Raw genomic sequence first — 21,376 nt, forward strand, 5'->3', positions numbered from 1 at the left:
AATGGCGGGGTGTGTCCAAGTCAAGCAACGGACACGCTCCTACCATCCGGGAACCCACTCGGCTGGTCGGAGCGTTACTATAGCGCAACATTCTAAGGAAGTCCCGATGGCGGTTCGTTCGATCCTGGTCCTGGCGCTGGCAAGCGCATCCCTCACCGCGTGCGCGACTGGCCCGTCGCTGCCCCCGACCGAGGTGCTGCGCTATCATCTCGGCGAGCCGATCGACCGCGGGACGATCGCCGTGCAGCCGCTCACCGGCGGCGGCCCCGCCAGCCTCGAGTTCAAGACCTACGCCGCCGCCGTACAGGGCGAACTGCTGAAGGCCGGCTATAGCGTCCCCGCACCGGGCGCGAAGCCGCTGCTGGTAGCGACCGTGGGCTTCACCCGTACCACGCAGGCCGGGCCGCCCAAGCCTGCGCCGTTCAGCATCGGTCTCGGCGGCGGGGGCTTCAGCGGCGGTCGTGGCGGCGGCGGTGTCGGGCTCGGCGGCGGGGTCGGCTTCCCGATCGGTGGCGGCGGTCGTACCGCAATCCTCGTCTCCGAGCTGTCGGTGACGATCAAGCGCAGCGCCGACCAGTCGCCGGTCTGGGAAGGCCGCGCGCAGACCTTCGCCGATGCCCGCAAGGCCGACGCGACGACCGATATCCAGGCCGGGAAGCTCGCTCGCGCCTTGTTCATGGGGTTCCCCGGCGAGTCCGGTCGCACTATTCAGGTGAAATGACCCTACAGACCATGAGCCCCGTCACCATCAATGCAGCCTTCGATGGCGGCAACATTCGTGTTGTCGCCATCGAGGGAGACCGAATCGACCTCGAGATCGTCACCGATTTCCAGTCCGATTTCTTCCAGTGGTTCTATTTCCGCGTGGCGGGGCGGCTGGCCGCACCCTGACCTACCGCATCCTGAATGCGGGCAAGTCGGCCTATCCGTTCGGTTGGCCGGATTACAAGACGCGCGCCAGCACCGATCGCCAGGCGTGGCGGATGATCGAGACGCGCTATGAGAATGGCGTGCTCGAATTCGACTTCACCGCCGATACCGATCTCGCCTGGTTCGCGTATTTCGCGCCGTACACGATGGAAATGCACGAGGCGTTGGTGGCGCGCACCGCGCTGCTGCCGGGCGTCGCGCACCGCGAACTCGGCCAGTCGCTCGACGGGCAGGGGATCGATTGCTTCACGATCGGGTCGGGGCCGAAGCAGGTCTGGATCTACGGTCGCCAGCACCCCGGCGAATCGATGACCGAATGGTGGATGGAAGGCGCGCTGGAGCGGCTGACCGATTCGGCCGATCCGATCACCGCGGACCTGCTGGCGAAAGCGACCTTCAACGTCGTCCCCAACATGAACCCGGACGGCACGCGCCGGGGCCATCTGCGCACCAATGCCGTGGGCGTGAACCTCAACCGCGAATGGCACACGCCGACGCCTGAGAAGAGCCCCGAGGTCCTGTGCGTCCGCAACGCGATGGACCTGACTGGCGTCGACGTCGCGATGGACATCCACGGCGACGAGGCGATCCCCGCGAACTTCATCGCCGGTTTCGAAGGCATCCCCTCTGGACCGACGCGCACGGCGACAAGTTCTACGAATACGGCCGGCGGCTCGCGGCGCACACGCCCGATTTCCAGACCGAGAAGGGCTATCCCAAGTCCGCACCGGGCTCGGCGAACCTGTCGATGTCGACCAACCAGCTCGCCGAGCGCTTCGGCGCGGTGTCGATGACGCTGGAGATGCCGTTCAAGGATCACGACGCCAACGCCGATCCCGAATTCGGCTGGTCGCCCGAGCGCTCGAAACAGCTCGCCCATGCGATGCTCGAGACGCTCGCCGGCATGATCGACGAAATCTGATCGCCCACGGCATACCGTATCTGCCGTCATCCTGACGAAAGTCAGGACCCAGAGCCAAGATGGGCGACGTCCCGTTACCCTGGGTCCTGACTTTCGTCAGGATGACGGATAGTTGTTGATACCAACCCGCGCCATCCCAGGAGCCCGAATGCCGACCCTAGTCTTGATCCGCCACGGCCAGTCCACCTGGAACCTCGAGAACCGCTTCACCGGCTGGTGGGACGTCGACATGACCGCCAAGGGTGAGGCCGAGGCCAAGGCCGCAGGCGAGCTGATGGCCGCCAAGGGCCTCGACTTCGACCAGACCTTCGTCAGCCTTCAGACCCGCGCGATCAAGACGCTCAACATCGCGCTGGAGGCGATGGGCCGGCTCTGGCTCCCGGTCGAGAAGGACTGGCGCCTGAACGAGCGGCACTACGGCGGACTCACCGGCCTCGACAAGGCGGAGACCGCGGCCAAGCACGGCGACGCGCAGGTCCACATCTGGCGCCGCAGCTTCGACGTCCCGCCCCCGGTCTTGGAGGACGACAGCAAGTTCGACCTGTCCAGGGACCGCCGCTACGCCGGCATCGCCATCCCCAAGACGGAAAGCCTCAAGGACACCATCGCCCGCGTCCTCCCCTATTGGGACGAGCGGATCGCCCCCGCGCTCAAGGACGGCCAGCGCATCCTGATCTCCGCGCACGGCAATTCGCTCCGCGCGCTGGTGAAGCACCTGTCGAACATCCCCGACGACGAGATCACCAGCCTCGAGATCCCGACCGGTCAGCCGATCGTCTACGAACTCGACGCCGACCTGAACGCGACGGACCGCTACTACCTCAGCGAGCGCTGACGCCGCCCTTGAGTAGCACCACCCCGGCGAAGGCCGGGGCCCAATTGGAAAGGTGGCAGTAACGGAGCGCTGCCACCGGTTAGCTCCGTTTCCCAATTGGGCCCCGGCCTCCGCCGGGGTGGTGCAGTTTTGCGTGGCACATACCATCCACCCACCAAAACATTGCCCTAACCCCCGCCCATCGCTAGGCACGGCGCTCCTTTGATCCGGGGACGGAAATGGCTCTAGTCGGCATCATCATGGGCAGCACCTCCGATTGGGAGACGATGCGCCACGCCGCCGAGACGCTCGACGCGCTCGACGTCGCCTACGAGACCAAGGTCGTCTCCGCGCACCGGACGCCCCAACGCCTCTACGACTACGCGACCACCGCCGCCGATCGCGGCCTTAAGGTGGTGATCGCCGGCGCAGGCGGCGCGGCGCACCTTCCCGGCATGGCCGCCTCGATGACGCACCTCCCGGTACTCGGCGTCCCCGTCGAATCGAAGGCGCTGAAGGGCATGGATAGCCTGCTCTCGATCGTCCAGATGCCCGGCGGCATCCCGGTCGGCACGCTCGCGATCGGCAAGCCCGGCGCCATCAACGCAGGCCTGCTCGCCGCCGCGATCCTCGCGACGTCCGACGATGCGCTGGCCGAGCGCCTCAAAGTCTGGCGCGCCGCACAGACCGACGCCGTCGCGACCGACCCCATCTGAGCACGATAGCCTGAAAGACGCTGACATGACGCCGCTTCCCCCGGATCGACCATCGGCATCCTCGGCGGAGGCCAGCTCGGCCGCATGCTCGCCACCGCCGCGGCGCAACTCGGCTATCACACGCACGTCCTCGCGCCCGACCAGGAGAGCGTCGCCGCACAGTCCGCCTCGACCATGACGCGCGCCGATTATCACAATCGCATCGTGCTGGCTGATTTCGCCGACGCCTGCGACGTCATCACCTACGAGTTCGAGAATATCGCAGTCGAGCCCGTGGAATGGCTCGCAGACCGCGTCCCCGTTCACCCGAGCCCCCGCGCGCTCCGCGTCGCTCAGGAGCGGATCGGCGAAAAACGCTTCGTGGAGAGCGTCGGCGGCCGCCCGGCACCTTGGGCTGCGGTCGACAGCCTCGAAAGCCTGCAGGCAGGCCTGAAGGCGATCGGTACCCCCGCCATCCTCAAGACCGCGCGATTCGGCTATGACGGCAAGGGTCAGGTCAAGATCGACACGCCCGCCGCGGCGCAAGCCGCGTGGGACGCGATCGGCGGGCTGGCAGTGCTGGAAGCTTTCGTGCCGTTCGAACACGAGTTCTCGATCCTGATCGCCCGCGGCCTCGACGGCAGCATCGCGCGCTACGATCTCGCCACTCAACGTCCACCGCGACGCGATACTCCGCCACTCGTCCGTCCCCGCGCCCGCCGCCGTGCTGGCCCAAGCCGACGAAGCTGCAGCGCTGGCACAGCGGATCGCAGCCGAACTCGACTATGTCGGCATATTGGCGTGCGAGTTCTTCGTCGGTGCGGACTGCCCGGTGTTCAACGAGATGGCGCCCCGCGTACACAATTCCGGCCACTGGACGATCGAAGGCGCTGAGTGCTCGCAATTCGAAAACCACATCCGCGCGATCTGTGGCTTGCCGCTGGGTGCGACGACACTGACCGGGCGTGAAGCGACGATGGAAAATCTGATTGGGAACGACGCCGATCGCTGGGAAAACCTTCTCGCGGAGTCCGGCGCCCACCTGCATCTATATGGCAAGGGCACCGCGCGGCCAGGTCGGAAAATGGGTCACGTCACGCGGATCACTCGCTAACGGCGGATGCCGTCCGATAATCGGCTGTTCCACGGCTCGTTTCCGGTAGCCGACCTAAGTCCGCGTAAGGAGGGGGACGTGCCGCCGAATTTATCCCTCAATCCGTACTCTATCGACGCGAAAATTGCAGGGATAGGCACTCCGGTTCGCCTTGCGACCCATCGAGAAAAAGCGAATTTTGATACAGAAATGGCGGAGACGGAGGGATTCGAACCCTCGGTACCAGTAAACCCGGTACGGCGGTTTAGCAAACCGCTGGTTTCAGCCACTCACCCACGTCTCCGGCTGCAGCAGATGCGGGGCTATAGCGAGGGTCGGCGTACTGAGCAACGGCTGTAATGGCGGTTTGCGCGAATTCCGCTGGTTTGGTGGGTGTGGCCGACAAACGCGTCGCTCATCCCGAATTGGCCCGACTTCGCCCGATTTCGACACGTACTTGGCGCTCGTTCATTGCACGGCAAGGCACGCGTCGGTTAACCTACCGTTGGCAGGGTGCCTTGATAGTGTGGGGATCGATCGACATGCGTAGCTTCTGGCTTGGCCTTGGCGCCTTAGCGGCGGCCCTCTGTGGGGGCACCGTGTCGGCGCAGGTCCGCACGATCGATCCAAACCAGGCGATCGATGGCGACCTTTCCGCGCAGGCATATTCCACGCCATCACGCGGCCAGGCGGCGACGCAGCCGTCGCGCCCGACCTATGTGGAGCCCCTGTTCAGGCAGGTCCTACTCCTACGCCTCCCCCGCCTGCTAGCCAGCAGGCCCCGGAAACGCGCGCCGAAGCGACGATGCAGGCCGCCGACACCTACGAGCGCGATGATCTGCTGGCGGCCGGTGAAGGCGTGTTCGGCAAAGGGGCGGCCGGACTTGGTGGGCTGCTTGAAAAGATACTGAAGGACCAAGGTCAGCCCAACGCTTATATCGCCGGGCGCGAGGCCTCTGGAGCGTTCATTCTCGGCGTGCGGTACGGCTCGGGTATCATGAGCCACAAGGTCGAGGGCCAGCAGCCGGTCTATTGGACCGGGCCTTCGGTGGGCTTCGATGTCGGTGGCGACGCCAACAAAGTCTTCGTGCTCGTCTACAATCTTTATGACACGGAAGAGCTCTACAAGCGGTTTCCCGCGGTCGAAGGGCGCCTCTATCTCGTGGGGGATCTCGCTGCGACCTACCTTCGCCGCGGCAACGTCGTCTTGATTCCGATCCGGCTAGGCGTTGGCTGGCGCGCAGGCGTGAACGTCGGGTATATGAATCTTACGCACAAGAGCCGATGGCTGCCGTTCTGATGTGGTCGGTATCGCCGGCAACGTAAACCCGCAACGTAAAGAGTGTGGTTGACGCCGGCGGAATCGAGCATCTGCAGATTAACGGTGGCGCCTTTTTCGGGAGTTACCGAATAGGCATATCCGTATTGAACAGGTCCCGGCGCGCCGTATCAGTAGTTCGCGAGGTGCAGATCGGACAGATCAGGGCTGGTGGCGGCGATCTCATGCGGCCGCGTCGACCTGATAGCGCCAAGAGTTCAGTCAGTGTCACGTGAACCGCTCGGATTCCATCTGGTCGCAGACTTAGGCCAATCAAAAACGGTACGCTAAGCGCGACATCTGGATTTCCAAACGCATTTGGAAAATGGTGCCCGGAAGAGGACTCGAACCTCCACGACCTTGCGATCGCCAGCACCTGAAGCTGGTGCGTCTACCAATTCCGCCATCCGGGCACGGGGTAGGAGGGCGCCTCTAGGGGAGGGTCGCGATGCTTGTCAACACGCCTCTTGCTGGGGCAAGGGGTTATTCGCGAATGAGCAGGCAAAACAAAGTGGACGGACGGGCGATGAACGACAAACTGGTGACGCTGATCGGAGGTGGCGGTTTCGTCGGCCGCTATGTCGCACAGGCGCTGCTAGCGACGGGCGCACGCGTCCGCATCGCGCAGCGCGATCCGCGGCAAGCGTTCTTCCTGAAACCGCTCGGTGGGCTCGGCCAGACGCAGTTCGTCGGTGCCGATGTCACCAAGCCCGAGACGATCGCGCATGCGGTGCACGGCTCGGACGTGGTGGTGAACCTGGTCGGCGTGCTGGCGGGCGATTTTCAGCGGATCCAGGCGCTTGGTGCGCAGGCGGTCGCGCAGGCTGCGGCGAAGGCTGGCGTTGGCGCGCTGGTGCATGTGTCGGCGATCGGCGCGGATCCGGAGTCTGCGTCGGCGTACGGCAAGTCGAAGGGGCAGGGCGAGGCGGCGGTGCTTGAGGCATTCCCCAACGCGACGATCCTGCGGCCGTCGATCGTGTTCGGCCAGGAAGACCAGTTTGTGAACCGCTTTGCCGGGATGATCGCCAAGGCGCCGGTGGTGCCGGTGCTGCGCGCGGGCGCCAAGTTCCAGCCGGTGTTTGTCGGCAACGTCGCGGATGCGGTGGTTGCAGCCGCGTCCGATCCCGAGACGTACGGCGGCCAGACGCTGGAACTCGGCGGGCCCGACATCATCACGATGGGTAACCTCATCCGCTGGATCGCCACGACGATCGGCCGCAATCCCTCGATCGTCGAGCTGCCGGACTTTGCCGGCGCGATGATCGCCAAGGCCGGCTTCCTGCCCGGCATGCCGATCACCAAGGATCAGTGGACGATGCTGCAGAGCGACAATGTCGTTACCGGTACCGATGGTCTCGCGGCCTTCGGGATCGAGGCGACGCCGCTGTCGACGGTCGCGCCGGGCTGGCTGGTGCGCTTTCGCAAGGCCGGGCGGTTCGGCCGTCGTGCGGCGACCCGCGCTGCGACGCCGACCGAATTGCTCGACGGCCGCGGCGCAGTCTGACGTTTAGGCTGTCCCTGCCTGCCTGATACCCAAGACGCTGGAGCGCTTGCTTGACCGACCTTCTTACCGTCATCCTCCTTGGCATCGTCGAGGGGATCACCGAATTCCTGCCCGTCTCGTCGACCGGCCACCTGATCCTGGCCACACGTCTGCTTGGCTATGATGCAGGCCGCTGGGAGGTATTCAACGTCGTCATCCAGCTCGGCGCGATCCTCGCGATCGTCGTATTGTACTGGCGGACGTTCTGGGCGGTCGGCATGGGGCTGATCAAGCGCGAGCCGAAATCGTGGCTGTTCCTGCGCAATCTGGTGGTCGCGTTCATTCCGGCGGCGGTGATCGGCCTCGCGCTCCACAAATATATCGAGTCGTTGCTCGGCAATGCCGAGGTCGTCGCGATCGCGCTGGTCGTCGGCGGTTTCGCGATCCTAGCGGTCGAGCGGTTCGCGCCGCGTAGCGATATCAGCGGCGTCGCGGACATTCCGCTGAAGACGGTGATCGGCATCGGTTTCTTGCAGTGTTTGGCGATGGTCCCGGGCGTCAGCCGGTCGGGCGCGACCATTCTCGGCGCACTGGCGCTTGGCGTCGAGCGGCGGACCGCAGCGGAGTTCAGCTTCTTCCTTGCGATCCCGACGATGCTGGGCGCGAGTGCGCTCGAGCTGCTGAAGAACCGCGATGCGATCGCGAGCGGCGGTGGCGTCGGGCTGGGCGCGATCGCGATTGGCGCGGCGGTCTCGTTCGTCGTGGCGCTGCTGGTGGTGAAGTGGTTTGTTGGCATCGTCACCAAGCACGGCTTTGTCCCGTTCGCGCTATACCGTGTCGTAGCCGGTTCAGCGGCGTTGATCTGGCTGTTGAGCAAGTAAGTCCGGATCGGTACAAATAATTACAGTTCAGAATGTCCGCCAAAGAAGGGGACGTAAAAAATAGCTATATAGGGCATTACAGCTGTCGTATATGTTGATTTAGTCGTGACAAGCCTCCGATCGCGCAATAACGCGGCTGTCGGAGGCTATCATGGCGAACGATTCGATGCTCAAATTTGTCGGCCGGGAGCAATCCTATCCCGACAAGCGCACTGCGGACGAGCGGGCCGACGATTTCCGCGAAATCGCGCAGCGCTACGCGGTCGAACCTGCCGAGGAGCAGGCCGGGCGCTGTTCGCAGTGCGGCGTGCCCTATTGCTCGGTCCACTGCCCGCTGCACAACCACATCCCCGATTGGCTCCGGTTGACCGCGGAAGGGCGCCTCCGCGAGGCGTACGAACTCAGCAACGCGACTTCGACGATGCCCGAGATCTGCGGCCGGATTTGCCCGCAGGACCGGCTGTGCGAAGGCAATTGCGTCATCGAATTCACCGGGCACGGCGCCGTCACGATCGGCTCGGTCGAGAAGTTCATCACCGACACCGCCTGGGAGAATGGCTGGGTCGAGCCACTGGTGCCCGGCAAGTCACGCGGCCAGTCAGTCGGCGTGATCGGTGCGGGGCCGGCTGGCCTGACCGCAGCGGAATATTTGCGTGGGCACGGCTATGACGTTCATGTCTACGACCGCTACGATCGCGCCGGCGGATTGCTGACCTACGGCATCCCAGGCTTCAAGCTTGAAAAGCCGATCGTCATGCGCCGCGTCGAGCGGCTGAAGGCGGCGGGCATCGTCTTCCACGAGGGCTTCGCGGTCGGTCACGATGCGCGCCTCGACGACCTACGCCAGCGCCATGACGCGATCTTAATCGCGACCGGCGTCTATAAGGCGCGCGCGATGGACTTGCCCGGTGGCGGATCGAACGGCGTGGTTGCGGCGCTCGACTTCCTCGTCGCCTCGAACCGCAAGGGCTTCGGCGATGCCGTCCCCGCGTTCGACGACGGCAGCCTGAATGCCGAGGGCAAGGACGTCGTCGTGATCGGCGGCGGCGACACCGCGATGGACTGCGTCCGCACCGCGATCCGCCAGGGCGCCAAGTCGGTGAAGTGCCTCTACCGCCGCGACCGCGCCAACATGCCCGGCTCGCAGCGCGAAGTCGCCAACGCCGAGGAGGAGGGTGTCGAGTTCGTCTGGCTGTCCGGCCCCCAGAGCTTTGATGGCGGTGACGTGGTGTCGAGCGTGAAGGTCCGGAAGATGCGTCTCGGCGCCCCCGACGCGAGCGGCCGCCGCGCGCCCGAACCGGATCCCGCGGGCGACTATTCGGTGAACGCCGATCTCGTGATCAAGGCGCTCGGCTTCGACGCCGAGGACCTGCCGACGTTGTTCGCGACGCCCGAACTGGGCGTGAGCCGCTGGGGCACCGTACTGGTCGACGGCAAGACGCTGATGACTTCGCTCGACGGCGTGTTCGCGGCGGGCGACATCGTCCGCGGCGCGAGCCTCGTCGTCTGGGCGATCCGCGACGGCCGCGACGTCGCCGCGACGATGCACAAATGGCTGAAGACCAAGGCGGCCAACGCGAAGGTCGCGGCATGAGGCTGAAACCCGAAGAGGTCGCGGCGATCAAGGAGGCCGCTGCGGAGACGTTCGGCGAAACTGCGGTCGTGCGCCTGTTCGGCAGCCGGATCGACGACAGCGAGCGCGGCGGCGACATCGATCTCCACATCGAGGTCGATGACGTTGCAGACGAAGGGCGTGCCCGCGGGAAATTCGAGGACAGGCTGTTTCAACAGATCGATCCGCAAAAGGTCGATGTGGTGCTCACCATCCGTGGCGGTACGCCGCGTGGGTTCGAGCGCATCGCCTATCGCGATGGGATCGTGCTGTGACGGAACCCGAAGAGGACATCCTCGAAATCATCTGCGAGCGGGTGCGGTCGCTTAACGTCGCTCTCGACGAGGACATGCGGTTGCTCGGTACCGTGCCGACCGATCTGACGGCGTTCGAGGCGATGACGGAACACGGACGCGTCGGATCGCGCGCGCTGCTGAAAACGGTCGAGCAATTGGAAGACCAGTTGATGCGGCTGTTCCGCACCATCCTCCAGGTACGCGCCGTGGATACGAAGGACATGTACGCCCGCGACGTTGCCAACCGGATGGAGTCGTTGCGGATCATCGATAGCGCCGACGGCTGGATGGCAGTCGTCAAACTGCGCAATCGTCTGGTCCACGACTATCCGCTGACCAGCGAGGCGCGGTTCGCCAAGCTGGTCGAGGCGGTCCAGGCCACCGACATTCTCCGCGCCGCTACCCAGCGCGCGCTCACCTACGTCGACAAGAAGGAATGGTTGGCATGACCAACGAAACCGAACGCGCCCGCCTCGCCGCTGAAGGCATGTACCGCCCCGAATTCGAGGGCGATGCGTGTGGCGTGGGCCTCGTCGCCGCCACCGACGGCCGTGCGTCGCGCCGTGTCGTGCAGTCCGCGGTCGATGCGCTTAAGGCCGTTTGGCACCGTGGTGCGGTCGACGCCGACGGCAAGACCGGCGATGGCGCGGGTCTGCACATCGACCTGCCGCTGCGCTTCTTCGACGACGCGGTTGCCGCGTCGGGGCACAAGGTCCGGCCGAACCGTCTCGCGGTCGGCATGATCTTCCTCCCGCGCACCGATCTTGGCGCGCAGGAGGATTGCCGGACGATCGTCGAGAGCGCGATCATCGAGGCGGGCTACACCATCTATGGCTGGCGGCAGGTGCCCGTCGATGTGTCGGTAATCGGCCAGAAGGCGCAGGCGACGCGCCCCGAGATCGAGCAGATCATGATCGCCGGGCCCTTGCCCGAGGAGCAGGACGCCGCCGAGTTCGAGAAGACGCTGTACCTCGTCCGCCGCCGGATCGAGAAGCGCGTGATCGCGGCGCAGATCCAGGGTTTCTACATCTGCTCGCTGTCGTGCCGCTCGATCATCTACAAGGGGCTGTTCCTCGCCGAATCGCTGTCGGTCTTCTACCCGGACCTGTGCGACCAGCGCTTCGAGAGCCGCGTCGCGATCTTCCATCAGCGTTATTCGACCAACACCTTTCCGCAATGGTGGCTGGCGCAACCGTTCCGCTGCCTCGCGCACAACGGCGAGATCAACACGATCCGCGGCAACAAGAACTGGATGCTCAGCCACGAAATCCGGATGGCGAGCCTCGCGTTCGGCGACAATTCGGAGGACATCAAGCCGGTGATCCCCGCCGGCGCGTCCGACACCGCCGCATTGGACGCCGTGTTCGAGGCGATCTGCCGCTCGGGCCGCGATGCGCCGACCGCCAAGCTGATGCTCGTGCCCGAAGCCGCCAGCCCGGACATGCCGCCTGAACATACCGCGATGTACCAGTATCTCGCGAGCGTGATGGAGCCGTGGGACGGCCCCGCCGCGCTGGCGATGACCGATGGTCGCTGGGCGGTCGCGGGCATGGACCGCAACGCGCTACGTCCACTCCGCTACACGCTAACGTCGGACGGCTTGCTGATCGTCGGTTCCGAGAGCGGCATGGTCGTCGTTCCCGAATCGACGATCGTCGCCAAGGGTCGGCTCGGGCCGGGCGAGATGATCGCGGTCGACCTCGACGAAGGTCGCCTGCTCCAGGATCGCGAAGTGAAGGATCGTATCTCGGGCGAGGCGGATTATGCCGCGATGATCGGCGAATTCCACACGCTCGCTGATCTCCCCTCGGTCGAGGACGCGATCGTCCGCTACGACCGCGCCGAACTCGCACGTCGCCAAGTCGCGGCGGGGCAGACGATGGAGGACATGGAACTGATCCTGTCGCCGATGGTCGAATCCGCGAAGGAAGCGATCGGGTCGATGGGCGACGACACGCCGCTCGCGGTCATCTCGGACAAGCCGCGGCTGATCAGCCAGTTCTTCCGCCAGAATTTCTCGCAGGTGACCAACCCGCCGATCGATCCGTTGCGTGAGCGCCACGTGATGTCGCTGAAGACGCGGTTCGGCAACCTCGCCAACATCCTCGACGTGCGCGACCAGCGCGAGCGCGTGCTGGTGCTCGACTCGCCGGTGCTGACGGGCGAGCATTGGTCGCGGCTGAAGGCGCATTTCGGTAACGCGGTCGCCGAGATCGACTGTACGTTCGACGTCGGCGGCGGCCCAGAGAAGCTGCGCGCGGCGATCCAGCGGATCCGCAACGAGGCGGAACAGGCCGTCCGCCAGGGCAAGAGCGAGATCTTCCTCACCGACGAAGCGATCAGCGAAGACCGCGTCGGCATCGCCGGCGTGCTCGCGGTCGCCGCGGTGCACACGCACCTCGTCCGCCGCGGGCTTCGGTCCTACGCGTCGATCAACGTCCGCTCGGCCGAGTGCCTCGACACGCATTATTACGCCGTGCTGATCGGCGTCGGCGCGACCACCGTGAACGCCTATCTCGCCGAAGCCGCGATCGTCGATCGCCAGTCGCGCGGGCTGTTCGGCGATTTGGACCTCGCCGAATGCCTCCGCCGCCACCGCGTCGCGGTCGAGGAGGGGCTGCTCAAGATCATGTCGAAGATGGGCATCGCGGTCATCTCGTCCTACCGCGGCGGCTATAATTTCGAGGCGGTCGGCCTGTCGCGCAGCCTGGTCAACGACCTGTTCCCCGGCATGCCCGCGAAGATCAGCGGCGAGGGCTATGCCTCGCTCCACGTCAACGCGACCGATCGCCACGAAGCGGCGTTCGATCCGGCGGTCGCGACGCTGCCGATCGGCGGCTTCTATCGCCAGCGCCATACCGGCGAGACGCACGCCTATTCCGCGCAGCTGATGCACCTGCTCCAGACCGCGGTCGCGACCGACAGCTATACGAGCTACCTGCAATTCTCGCGCGGCGTGTCCGACCTCCCGCCGGTGTACTTGCGCGATCTGCTCCAGTTCAACTTTCCCGCGGAGGGCGTGCCGGTCGACCAGGTCGAGGCGATCACCGAGATCCGCAAGCGCTTCGTGACGCCGGGCATGTCGCTCGGCGCGCTGAGCCCCGAGGCGCACGAGACGCTGGCGATCGCGATGAACCGGATCGGCGCGAAGGCCGTGTCGGGCGAGGGCGGCGAGGACAAGTCGCGCTTCGTGCCCTACGCGAACGGCGACAACGCGAACTCGTCGATCAAGCAGGTCGCGAGCGGGCGCTTCGGCGTGACAGCGGAATATCTGAACGCGTGTGAGGAGATCGAGGTCAAGGTCGCACAGGGCGCCAAGCCCGGCGAGGGCGGTCAGTTGCCCGGCTTCAAGGTCACCGAGTTCATCGCCAAGCTGCGCCATGCGACGCCCGGCGTGACGCTGATCTCGCCGCCGCCGCACCACGACATCTACTCAATCGAGGATCTCGCGCAGCTCATCTACGACCTGAAGCAGATCAACCCGCGCGCCCGGGTGTGCGTGAAGCTCGTCTCGTCGGCGGGCATCGGTACGGTCGCGGCGGGCGTGGCGAAGGCGCATGCCGACGTGATTCTGATCGCCGGCCATGTCGGCGGCACTGGCGCGTCGCCGCAGACGTCGATCAAGTACGCGGGCACGCCGTGGGAAATGGGGCTGTCGGAGGTCAACCAGGTGCTGACGCTCAACGGCCTGCGCGGTCGCGTGCGGTTGCGCACCGATGGCGGGCTGAAGACCGGGCGCGACATCGTCATCGCCGCGATCCTGGGCGCGGAAGAGTTCGGGATCGGCACGCTGTCGCTGGTGGCGATGGGCTGCATCATGGTGCGGCAATGCCATTCGAACACGTGCCCGGTCGGCATCTGCACGCAGAACGACGCGCTCCGCCAGAAGTTCGTCGGGACGCCCGAGAAGGTCATCAACCTGATGACCTTCATCGCCGAAGAGGTGCGCGACATCCTCGCGCGGCTCGGCGTGAAGAGCCTCGACGACGTGATCGGCCGCACCGAGCTGTTGCGGCAGGTCAGCCGCGGGGCGGAGCATCTCGACGATCTGGATCTCAACCCGATCCTGGCGAAGGTCGATGCCGACGATTCGCAGCGTCGGTTCTCGCTGTCGACGTTCCGCAACGAGGTGCCCGACAGCCTCGACGCGCAGATCATCAAGGATGCGGCGGCGGTGTTCTCGCGCGGCGAGAAGATGCAGCTGACCTATTCGGTGCGCAACACGCACCGCGCGGTCGGCACGCGACTGTCGAGCGAGATCACGCGGAAGTTCGGGATGTCGACGTTGGCGGACAACCACGTGACGATCCGTTTGCGCGGGTCGGCGGGGCAGTCGCTCGGTGCGTTCCTGTGCAAGGGGATCACGCTGGAGGTGTTCGGCGACTCGAACGATTACGTCGGCAAGGGGCTTTCGGGCGGCACGATCATCGTGCGGCCGGCGGTGAGTTCGCCGCTGGCGTCGCAGGACAACACGATCATCGGCAACACCGTGCTCTACGGCGCAACCTCGGGCCGGCTGTTCGCAGCAGGGCAGGCGGGCGAGCGTTTCGCGGTTCGTAACTCGGGCGCGATCGTGGTCGTCGAAGGCTGTGGTGCGAACGGGTGCGAGTACATGACCAACGGCATCGCCGTGGTGCTCGGCGCGGTCGGCGCGAACTTCGGCGCGGGCATGACCGGCGGCATGGCGTTCGTCTACGATCCCGACGGCGTGTTCGCGAAGCGCGCCAACCCCGAGAACATCACCTGGGACCGCGTGAAGTCGCTCCACTGGGCTGACGTGCTGCTCGACCTGGTGCGCGATCATGCGGACCATACCGACAGCAAATGGTCGAAGGGCCTGCTTGAGGACTGGGACCGGGTGGCAGGCCATTTCTGGCAGATCGTCCCGAAGGAAATGCTGACCCGCCTGAGCCATCCGGTCGACGACAGCGCGGAATTGGTGGCGGCGGAGTAACGCCAAACCTCACACCACCCCGGCGAAGGCCGGGGCCCAGTTGGGGGACGTCGCTAACGAAGGACGGCGCTTCGTTACCGCGACCTTTCCAACTGGGCCCCGGCCTTCGCCGGGGTGGTGTAGTAAGTTGGTTTCGCGCAGAGGCGCAGAGGCGCAGAGGACGCGGAGCTGTATCGTCCGGTACGGGCTCTCTGCACTTCAACGCGCGTTGCAGAAATGCGAGCTTCGCAACAAGCGCAACACCTCCGCGCTTTCTGCGCCTCTGCGCGAACAAATCTAATCGCCACAAACGCCACGCCACCCAGCCCGCGCTAGTGACACAGCCGCCCCCCACCGCCTAAACGGATGGCATGTGGCAGCTTTATCAATTCCCCCTGTGTCCCTTCTCGCGAAAGGTGCGCCTGCTGCTGGGCGAGAAGGGGGTCGGCTACGAACTGGTGCGCGAATCGCCCTGGGATCGCCGCGACGAGTTCATGGACATGAACCCCGCCGGCCAGACCCCGGTGATGGTCGACGCGTCGCGCGGCGTCGCCCCGCTGATCGATTCGATGGCGATCTGCGAATTCTTCGAGGAAACCGTCGAGAAGGCGGCGATGATCAACGGCACCGCGACCAACCGCGCCGAAATCCGCCGGCTGGTCACGTGGTTCGACACCCATTTCTACCGCGATGTCACCGGGCCCTTGCTCCACGAACGCATGGTCAAGCGCCTCGCGCACCGCACCGCGCCCGATGCGAAGGGCCTGCGCGAGGCGATGAAGGCCGCGGTCGGGCACCTCGACTACATGGATTACTTGCTCGATCACCGGAACTGGCTTGGCGGCGCGACGATGAGCCTCGCCGATCTGGCGGCCGCCGCGCAGATCTCGGTCACCGATTATCTCGGCGGGATCGACTGGAAGGGCCACGACCAGACCGCACGTTGGTATCGCGGCTTCAAGAGCCGCCCGAGCTTCCGTCCGCTGCTGTCCGAACGGATGGAGCTGATCTCACCCCGGCGCACTACGACAATGTCGATTTCTGAGGTGATCGCGTATCCGGACTTCGAGAAGGTCGACATCCGCGTCGGCACGATCGTCGAGGCCGAACCCTTCCCCGAAGCGCGCAAACCCGCGATCAAGCTGCGGATCGATTTTGGTGCGGAGATCGGCGTGAAACGTTCGTCCGCGCAGATCACCGAGTATTATACGCCTGAGACTCTGGTCGGCCGGCAGGTCGCTGCGGTGGTCAACTTCCCGCCGCGCCAGATCGGCCCGATGATGTCCGAAGTCCTGACGCTCGGCTTCCCCGACGCGGATGGGAAAGTGGTGCTGATTTCGCCGACCGGCCAAGTCCCGAATGGGGGCAGGCTGTTCTAAACAATAATCCTCCCCCGCCAGGGGGAGGTGGCTGGCGCTTGCCAGTCGGAGGGGGAGGAAAGCGAAACGGCTGTTCCGTGTTCTCCCCTCCGTCACCTTCGGCGACACCTCCCCCTGGCGGGGAGGATCAGCCGCAGCCGCTCCCTTACTGGCGCAGGTCGTTCTGCGTGATCGGCACGATCTTCACCTCGACGCGACGGTTCGCAGCGCGCCCCGCATCGGTATCGTTCGACGCGATCGGCTGCGTTTCGCCGTAGCCGCGCGTGCCGATACGCGCCGTCTGCACGCCGTGCCCCGCCAGATAATCCGCGACCGACCGCGCACGGCGTTCGGACAGCGTCTGATTATACGCGTCGCTGCCCGTTGAATCGGTATGCCCGTACACGTCGATGTACGTCTGGTTGTACTGCGACAGCGTGTCCGCAACCTGATCGAGCGTCCGCTGGAACTGCGGCTGCACGTTGGCGCTGTCATACGCGAAGGTGATGCCCGACGGGATGTTGAGCACCAGATCGTCGCCCTGGCGGATCACCTGTACATCGGTGCCGGCAGTGCGCGCGCGCAGGTCGCGCTCCTGCTTGTCCATGTACGCACCGATGCCCGCACCCGCGAGACCGCCAATGCCGGCGCCGAGCAGCTTCTCAGTCCGGTCATGCCGTCCACCGACGACGTCGCCGAGCAGATAGCCGCCCAATGCGCCGCCGATACCGCCTAGGGCTGTCTTCGAGATGGTCTGGCGACCGGTCTCTGGATCGGTGGTGCAGCCGCTGGTGGCGATCAGTGCGGCCAGTGCGGCGCCTGCGAACATCTTGGTTTTCATAGATAATCTCCCTGAGACATGATGAGGACGGCGTTATGCCCGTTACGGCCGATAACCCGGTGTCGCGACGATTGTTCCGCCTGCGCACTGAACCGAGCCTGACCATCTTGGCGGCGTAATGTCGAGCATGCGCAAGGACGGTTGTGCGACGGGCCGTTGTCCTGCAAAGAGGCGGCGAGCCAATGGCACCGCTTCCCCCTTCCCCTGGATCGACGTCGCGATCATCCTCGCGCTCGTCGCGTTGAACGGCGTGTTCGCGATGAGCGAACTCGCGATCGTCTCCGCGCGGAAAGCGCGGCTCGAGGCGATGGCGCGTTCGGGCAAGAAGGGCGCGCGCCGCGCTGGTGCTCGCCGCCGACCCGGGCAAGTTCCTCTCGACCGTCCAGATCGGCATCACGCTGATCGGCATCCTGGCGGGCGCCTATTCGGGCTCCAGCCTCGGCATGCCGACCGCCGCGCGACTGCAGGCGTGGGGGCTGTCCGCCTCGACCGCGGAGACCGCCGGCTTCGCGATCGTCATCGGCCTGACCACCTACGCCTCGCTCATCATCGGCGAACTCGTCCCCAAACAGTTCGCACTGCGCGCGCCCGAGGCGATCGCGTCGTTCATGGCGCCCGTCATGCGCTGGCTCGCGATCGGCACCGCGCCGATCGTGCTGGTGCTCGATTCGACCAGCGCGCTCATCTTTCGCGCGCTGCGCCTGAACCGCGAATCGGAGGAGCACGTCACCGCCGAAGAGCTTCACATGATCGTCGCTGAGGCGTCGAAGTCGGGGATCATCGAGGAGCATGAGCGCTCGATCATCTCGGGCGTCGTCCGCCTCGCGGATCGCCCGGTGCGCGAAGTGATGACGCCGCGGACCGAGATCGACTGGCTCGACTGCGACTGGGGGCCCGACGAAATCCGCGAGACGCTGCTCGCGTCGCAGCATACCCGCCTGCCGGTCGGCGAAGGCTCGATCGATGCGGTCAAGGGCGTCGTCCAGGCGCGCGACATCGCCGCGGCGCTGTTCCGCGGCGAGCCGATCGACCTGCGCGCGCTGATGCGCAAGGCGCCCGTCGTGATCGACCAGATCGACGCGATGGATGCGCTGCTGGCGCTCCGTGAGGCCGAAGTGCCGATGGCGCTGATCCACGACGAATACGGCCATTTCGAAGGCATCGTCACGCCCGCCGACCTGCTCGCGGCGATCGCCGGCGAGTTCAAGTCGGACTCGGATCCGGACGATGCGCCTTCGGTCGTGGTGCGCGACGATGGCTCGTTGCTCGTGGCGGGGACGATGGCGGCGGACTCCCTCGCCGATCGCCTCGGCATCGACCTACCTGAGGATCGTGATTACGCCACCGTTGCGGGGTTGGCGCTGTCGGTGTTCCGCCATCTGCCGGGCGAGGGCGAGAGCTTTGTCGAGCAGGGCTGGAAGTTCGAGATCGTCGATCTGGATGGGCGGCGCATCGACAAGTTGCTGGTGAGCGAAGTCTGAGGACTCCGCCGGGCGTGGGTGCTTGGGCGAAGTTCAGATGCAAAACCGGCGTACAGATACTTCTGATCCGCTCCGCTCCGGCTGGCGAGACTTCCTAACAACCATCATCCCAGCGAAAGCTGGGATCTCCCCGTTTTGCGCGCGACGGATCCCAATTGGGAGACCCCAGCGTACGCTGGGGTGACGGGCTTTTGTGGTGACGGAGTACGGTACCTGAGGGGCGGACTGATGGTTTTCTCGCCGCCTGCTCGGTTCGCAGACCGTCCTGATTCCCTTCCGTTCGTCCTGAGTAGCTGCTGAGCTTGTCGAAGCGGCGTATCGAAGGATGGGTGGGCGCTCGGAACCTGTGCTTCGATACGAGCCCTCGATACGCTCCTGACGGAGCTACTCGGTCTCTACTCAGCACGAACGGAGAAGGGCGGCCGATATCGTGGTCTTGGTCCGCGCGCAGATCTCTGCTCAGCACGAACGGAAAGGGGATGGTAAGCCTCCGCTCTCGTTTACGGGCGAGATCTCGGCCTCGGTCTTTGCGTCGACGGCTGGAGCCGCAACCGCGGGGTCAACTCCGGGTTCACCAACGGCAGGCGCGCTGGAACTCTCCGCCGGTACTTCCGAAACTGGCTTAGCCCCCGGCTCCAGGTCACTCGGCACGAACGGCACGACACTCGGCGGTGGCCCGGACATGCCCGCAGGATCACCCTCGACGCGGCCGTGGAGGTGGTCGATCTCCGCCTGTCGCCGGTTCAGGTAGAACGACCGCGTCGCCGCGTACGGATCGGGCGAATTGTCGTGCAGGTCCTTCAACGTCTGGTCGAACTCGGACCGGTGATCGAGCGCGCCGAGGATACCCGCCGGCACCGTGTACGACGTGCTGGTGAACGGATGACCGACGCCGACCGGCAGGATCAGGCGATCGACCGCGCCGCCCAACAGGTCGCGGATCGTCGTCGGCCCGACGATCGGGAGGAACAGGAACGGGCCGTTCTTGACGCCGTAATAGCCCAGCGTGTTGGCGAACCCGTTCGAGCGTCGCGGCAGGTGGAACGGTTTGCGCTTGGCCATGTCGAGCACGCCGGCGACGCCGATGGTCGTGTTGATCGCGAACCGCCCGACCGTCTCCGCCGCCTTGCCCGGCTTGAACTGGAGCAGGAAGTTCAGGAAGACGATCGGCTCGCGCAGGTTATAGAGGAAATTGTGGATTCCGCGGCGGATCGGGCTCGGCACGTTGTTCTTGTAGGTCCGCGCGACCGGCCCGATCACGGCGTCGTCGACCTTCTGCGTCACCGCGAACGACTCGGCGTTGACCGCGCGCAACGGATCTCCCGCGGTCTCCTTGCGGCCTGTGACGACGATGTCCTTGGGGATGTCGTTAGGGGTCCGCTGGGCAGGCGGGGTCCCCAATGGCGCAGGGCCGACCGGCGGAATGTCCTGCGTCGGCAGCCCCTGCGGGAGGATCTCGATCGCAGGAAGCGACGCGGCCAGGGCAAGCGGCGAAACCGCTATCGACGCGACCGCCGGGAAGTCACCCGCGAAGGGCGACAGCACCGCGCCGGGTAGCGCTGCACTCGCAGCATCGCCGGGCAACGATATCGGCGCGGCCGTCGCGTGAACGGGGGCAGCCGTCAACAGCATTGCGCTTATCGTTACCAGCATGTGCACTCATCGCCCTGTTATCCGCCGCTCTCCTACATCGAGATGTGGCGCGCCCGACATGCCCGTCGGCGCGCGTGGAGCATAGAGCCAATCGTCATTTCCGCCGAGGGTCGCGGTTAACTGATCAGGCCCGCGGCACCCCTTCGATGCGTTGTCATGCGTCCGAGCGCGTGGCTCACAGCTTGCCGAACACCGCCTCGAACCCGGCCTTGTCGCCCGCCGCGAGTAGCCGCGCCTGCTCGATCCAGCGATCGCGGCCCATCCGTCCGGTGAAGTTGCCGAGTTGCGCGTCGATGCGCTGCGCTTCGCTCTCCGACAGCGCCGCCATCTGGCCAATCGTCGCAACGCCGAGCGCGCCGAGCTGTGCGGCGACCTTCGGGCCGAGTCCCTTCAACTGCGTGACGGGGTCGTCTGCATAGGATGGTGCCGGCTGTGTCGACTCGATGGGTGCCACCGGTGCCGGCGCCGGCGCAATTGGAGCGGGTTCGAGAGGTGTCGGCGGCGCTATTTCGGTTGCCGGGCTGGCCTCCAGCAGCGCAGCCGCGGCGATCGGCTCGTCGGCCATCCGGTCCGGCGTTGGTGCGACGTCAGAGGCGGGCGTGTCGGCGATCGGCGCAGGGGCAGTACGAACCGTGGGCGGGCGCTCGGGTTGGGGCTGGACCGGGGGCTGGACCGGGGGCTGGACCTGGGGCGGCGTAACCGGGGCGACCTTCTGCGCCTGTACCTGAGCCTGCGAGGCCGTGCGCGTTTCGGGTTCAGCGTCGATCGGCGTGGGGGGAACGCCGGCCTCCTTGGCGTTGGCGATCACGTCGTGCGTGGCCTTCGTGCGGCTGCGCTTGGCCCGGATGCCCCAGATCAGGCCGATCACCACAAGGATCGCCACCACGGCGATGATCGTGAAGTGGATCGCGGTCAGCGTGGCGATGCCGTCGGGCAGCAGGCTGAGACCCGAGGCGGAGGTCGCGGAAGTTTCGTTCATTCCTATACCGTAGCGCCGCGCGCTGCGGGCGGCGAGATCAAATCGGCTGGCTCGTACCTGACGATCCTCCCCCGCAAGGGGGAGGTG

General features: G+C 65.7%; 13 protein-coding genes, 2 tRNA genes and 5 pseudogenes. 15 read left to right on the forward strand and 5 right to left on the reverse strand.

The annotated features are described in order from the left end of the window. Positions 1–106: 106 nt before the first annotated feature. From QP181_RS15245 to QP181_RS15265, 5 genes and pseudogenes are all read left to right on the forward strand, one after another. A complete protein-coding gene (locus QP181_RS15245) occupies positions 107–721 on the forward strand; it encodes a DUF4136 domain-containing protein (protein ID WP_060525863.1) in 615 nt (204 codons plus the stop codon). Continuing rightward, positions 718–1,852: pseudogene (locus tag QP181_RS15250) on the forward strand (M14 family metallopeptidase). Before QP181_RS15245 ends, QP181_RS15250 begins: the two are co-directional and overlap by 4 nt. A gap of 148 nt (positions 1,853–2,000) precedes the next feature. After that, complete coding sequence (gene gpmA, locus QP181_RS15255; RefSeq protein ID WP_132897406.1) at positions 2,001–2,687, forward strand: 2,3-diphosphoglycerate-dependent phosphoglycerate mutase; 687 nt, start codon at positions 2,001–2,003, stop codon at positions 2,685–2,687. A 218-nt stretch (positions 2,688–2,905) separates the two neighbouring features. After that, positions 2,906–3,382: a 5-(carboxyamino)imidazole ribonucleotide mutase gene (gene purE, locus QP181_RS15260; protein WP_132897407.1), complete on the forward strand. Its 477-nt coding sequence runs from the start codon at positions 2,906–2,908 to the stop codon at positions 3,380–3,382. 84 nt (positions 3,383–3,466) lie between these two features. Continuing rightward, positions 3,467–4,475: pseudogene (locus QP181_RS15265) on the forward strand (5-(carboxyamino)imidazole ribonucleotide synthase). 190 nt (positions 4,476–4,665) lie between these two features. On the opposite strand, the gene QP181_RS15270 reads toward QP181_RS15265, so the two are convergent. Continuing rightward, positions 4,666–4,758, reverse strand: a tRNA-Ser gene (locus tag QP181_RS15270). Between the two features lie 238 nt (positions 4,759–4,996). On the opposite strand from QP181_RS15270, the pseudogene QP181_RS15275 reads away from it, so the two are divergent. Beyond that, positions 4,997–5,754, forward strand: a pseudogene (locus QP181_RS15275) (DUF1134 domain-containing protein). A 344-nt stretch (positions 5,755–6,098) separates the two neighbouring features. Here QP181_RS15275 and QP181_RS15280 read toward each other — a convergent pair. Next, positions 6,099–6,185: transfer RNA gene (locus QP181_RS15280), tRNA-Leu, on the reverse strand. Between the two features lie 113 nt (positions 6,186–6,298). On the opposite strand from QP181_RS15280, the gene QP181_RS15285 reads away from it, so the two are divergent. From QP181_RS15285 to QP181_RS15320, 8 genes and pseudogenes are all read left to right on the forward strand, one after another. Continuing rightward, a complete protein-coding gene (locus QP181_RS15285; RefSeq protein WP_333929070.1) occupies positions 6,299–7,276 on the forward strand; it encodes a complex I NDUFA9 subunit family protein in 978 nt (325 codons plus the stop codon). 50 nt (positions 7,277–7,326) lie between these two features. Beyond that, complete coding sequence (locus tag QP181_RS15290) at positions 7,327–8,136, forward strand: undecaprenyl-diphosphate phosphatase (RefSeq protein ID WP_132735088.1); 810 nt, start codon at positions 7,327–7,329, stop codon at positions 8,134–8,136. Between the two features lie 151 nt (positions 8,137–8,287). Then, a complete protein-coding gene (locus tag QP181_RS15295; protein ID WP_333929071.1) occupies positions 8,288–9,730 on the forward strand; it encodes an NAD(P)-dependent oxidoreductase in 1,443 nt (480 codons plus the stop codon). After that, complete coding sequence (locus QP181_RS15300) at positions 9,727–10,023, forward strand: hypothetical protein (protein WP_333929072.1); 297 nt, start codon at positions 9,727–9,729, stop codon at positions 10,021–10,023. Before QP181_RS15295 ends, QP181_RS15300 begins: the two co-directional genes overlap by 4 nt. Then, complete coding sequence (locus QP181_RS15305; RefSeq protein WP_333929073.1) at positions 10,020–10,493, forward strand: hypothetical protein; 474 nt, start codon at positions 10,020–10,022, stop codon at positions 10,491–10,493. Before QP181_RS15300 ends, QP181_RS15305 begins: the two co-directional genes overlap by 4 nt. After that, positions 10,490–14,998, forward strand: a complete 4,509-nt coding sequence (gene gltB, locus QP181_RS15310; RefSeq protein WP_333929074.1) for a glutamate synthase large subunit — start codon at positions 10,490–10,492, stop codon at positions 14,996–14,998. The genes QP181_RS15305 and gltB overlap by 4 nt, the downstream gene beginning before the upstream one ends. Before the next feature lie 350 nt (positions 14,999–15,348). Beyond that, positions 15,349–16,022: pseudogene (locus tag QP181_RS15315) on the forward strand (glutathione S-transferase family protein). Continuing rightward, a complete protein-coding gene (locus QP181_RS15320) occupies positions 16,009–16,356 on the forward strand; it encodes a tRNA-binding protein (protein ID WP_333929076.1) in 348 nt (115 codons plus the stop codon). The pseudogene QP181_RS15315 and the gene QP181_RS15320 overlap by 14 nt, the downstream one beginning before the upstream one ends. A gap of 145 nt (positions 16,357–16,501) precedes the next feature. Here the strand turns inward: QP181_RS15320 and QP181_RS15325 are convergent, their stop codons facing one another. Further along, entirely contained in the window at positions 16,502–17,176 is a 675-nt protein-coding gene (locus QP181_RS15325; RefSeq protein WP_333923732.1) for a YiaD family glycine zipper/OmpA-like lipoprotein, read from the reverse strand. A gap of 127 nt (positions 17,177–17,303) precedes the next feature. Here QP181_RS15325 and QP181_RS15330 point away from each other — a divergent pair. After that, positions 17,304–18,657 (forward strand): annotated as a pseudogene (locus QP181_RS15330) (hemolysin family protein). Positions 18,658–19,116: 459 nt separating this feature from the next. Here the strand turns inward: QP181_RS15330 and QP181_RS15335 are convergent. Then, positions 19,117–20,289, reverse strand: a complete 1,173-nt coding sequence (locus QP181_RS15335) for an MlaA family lipoprotein (protein ID WP_333929077.1) — start codon at positions 20,287–20,289, stop codon at positions 19,117–19,119. A gap of 196 nt (positions 20,290–20,485) precedes the next feature. Continuing rightward, the gene (locus tag QP181_RS15340) at positions 20,486–21,289 is read right to left on the reverse strand and encodes a helix-hairpin-helix domain-containing protein (protein WP_333929078.1); all 804 of its coding nucleotides are present in this window, start codon (positions 21,287–21,289) and stop codon (positions 20,486–20,488) included. Positions 21,290–21,376: the final 87 nt, after the last annotated feature.

Origin of the sequence: Sphingomonas sp. LR55, assembly GCF_036856015.1 — a bacterium.
GTDB lineage: Bacteria > Pseudomonadota > Alphaproteobacteria > Sphingomonadales > Sphingomonadaceae > Sphingomonas.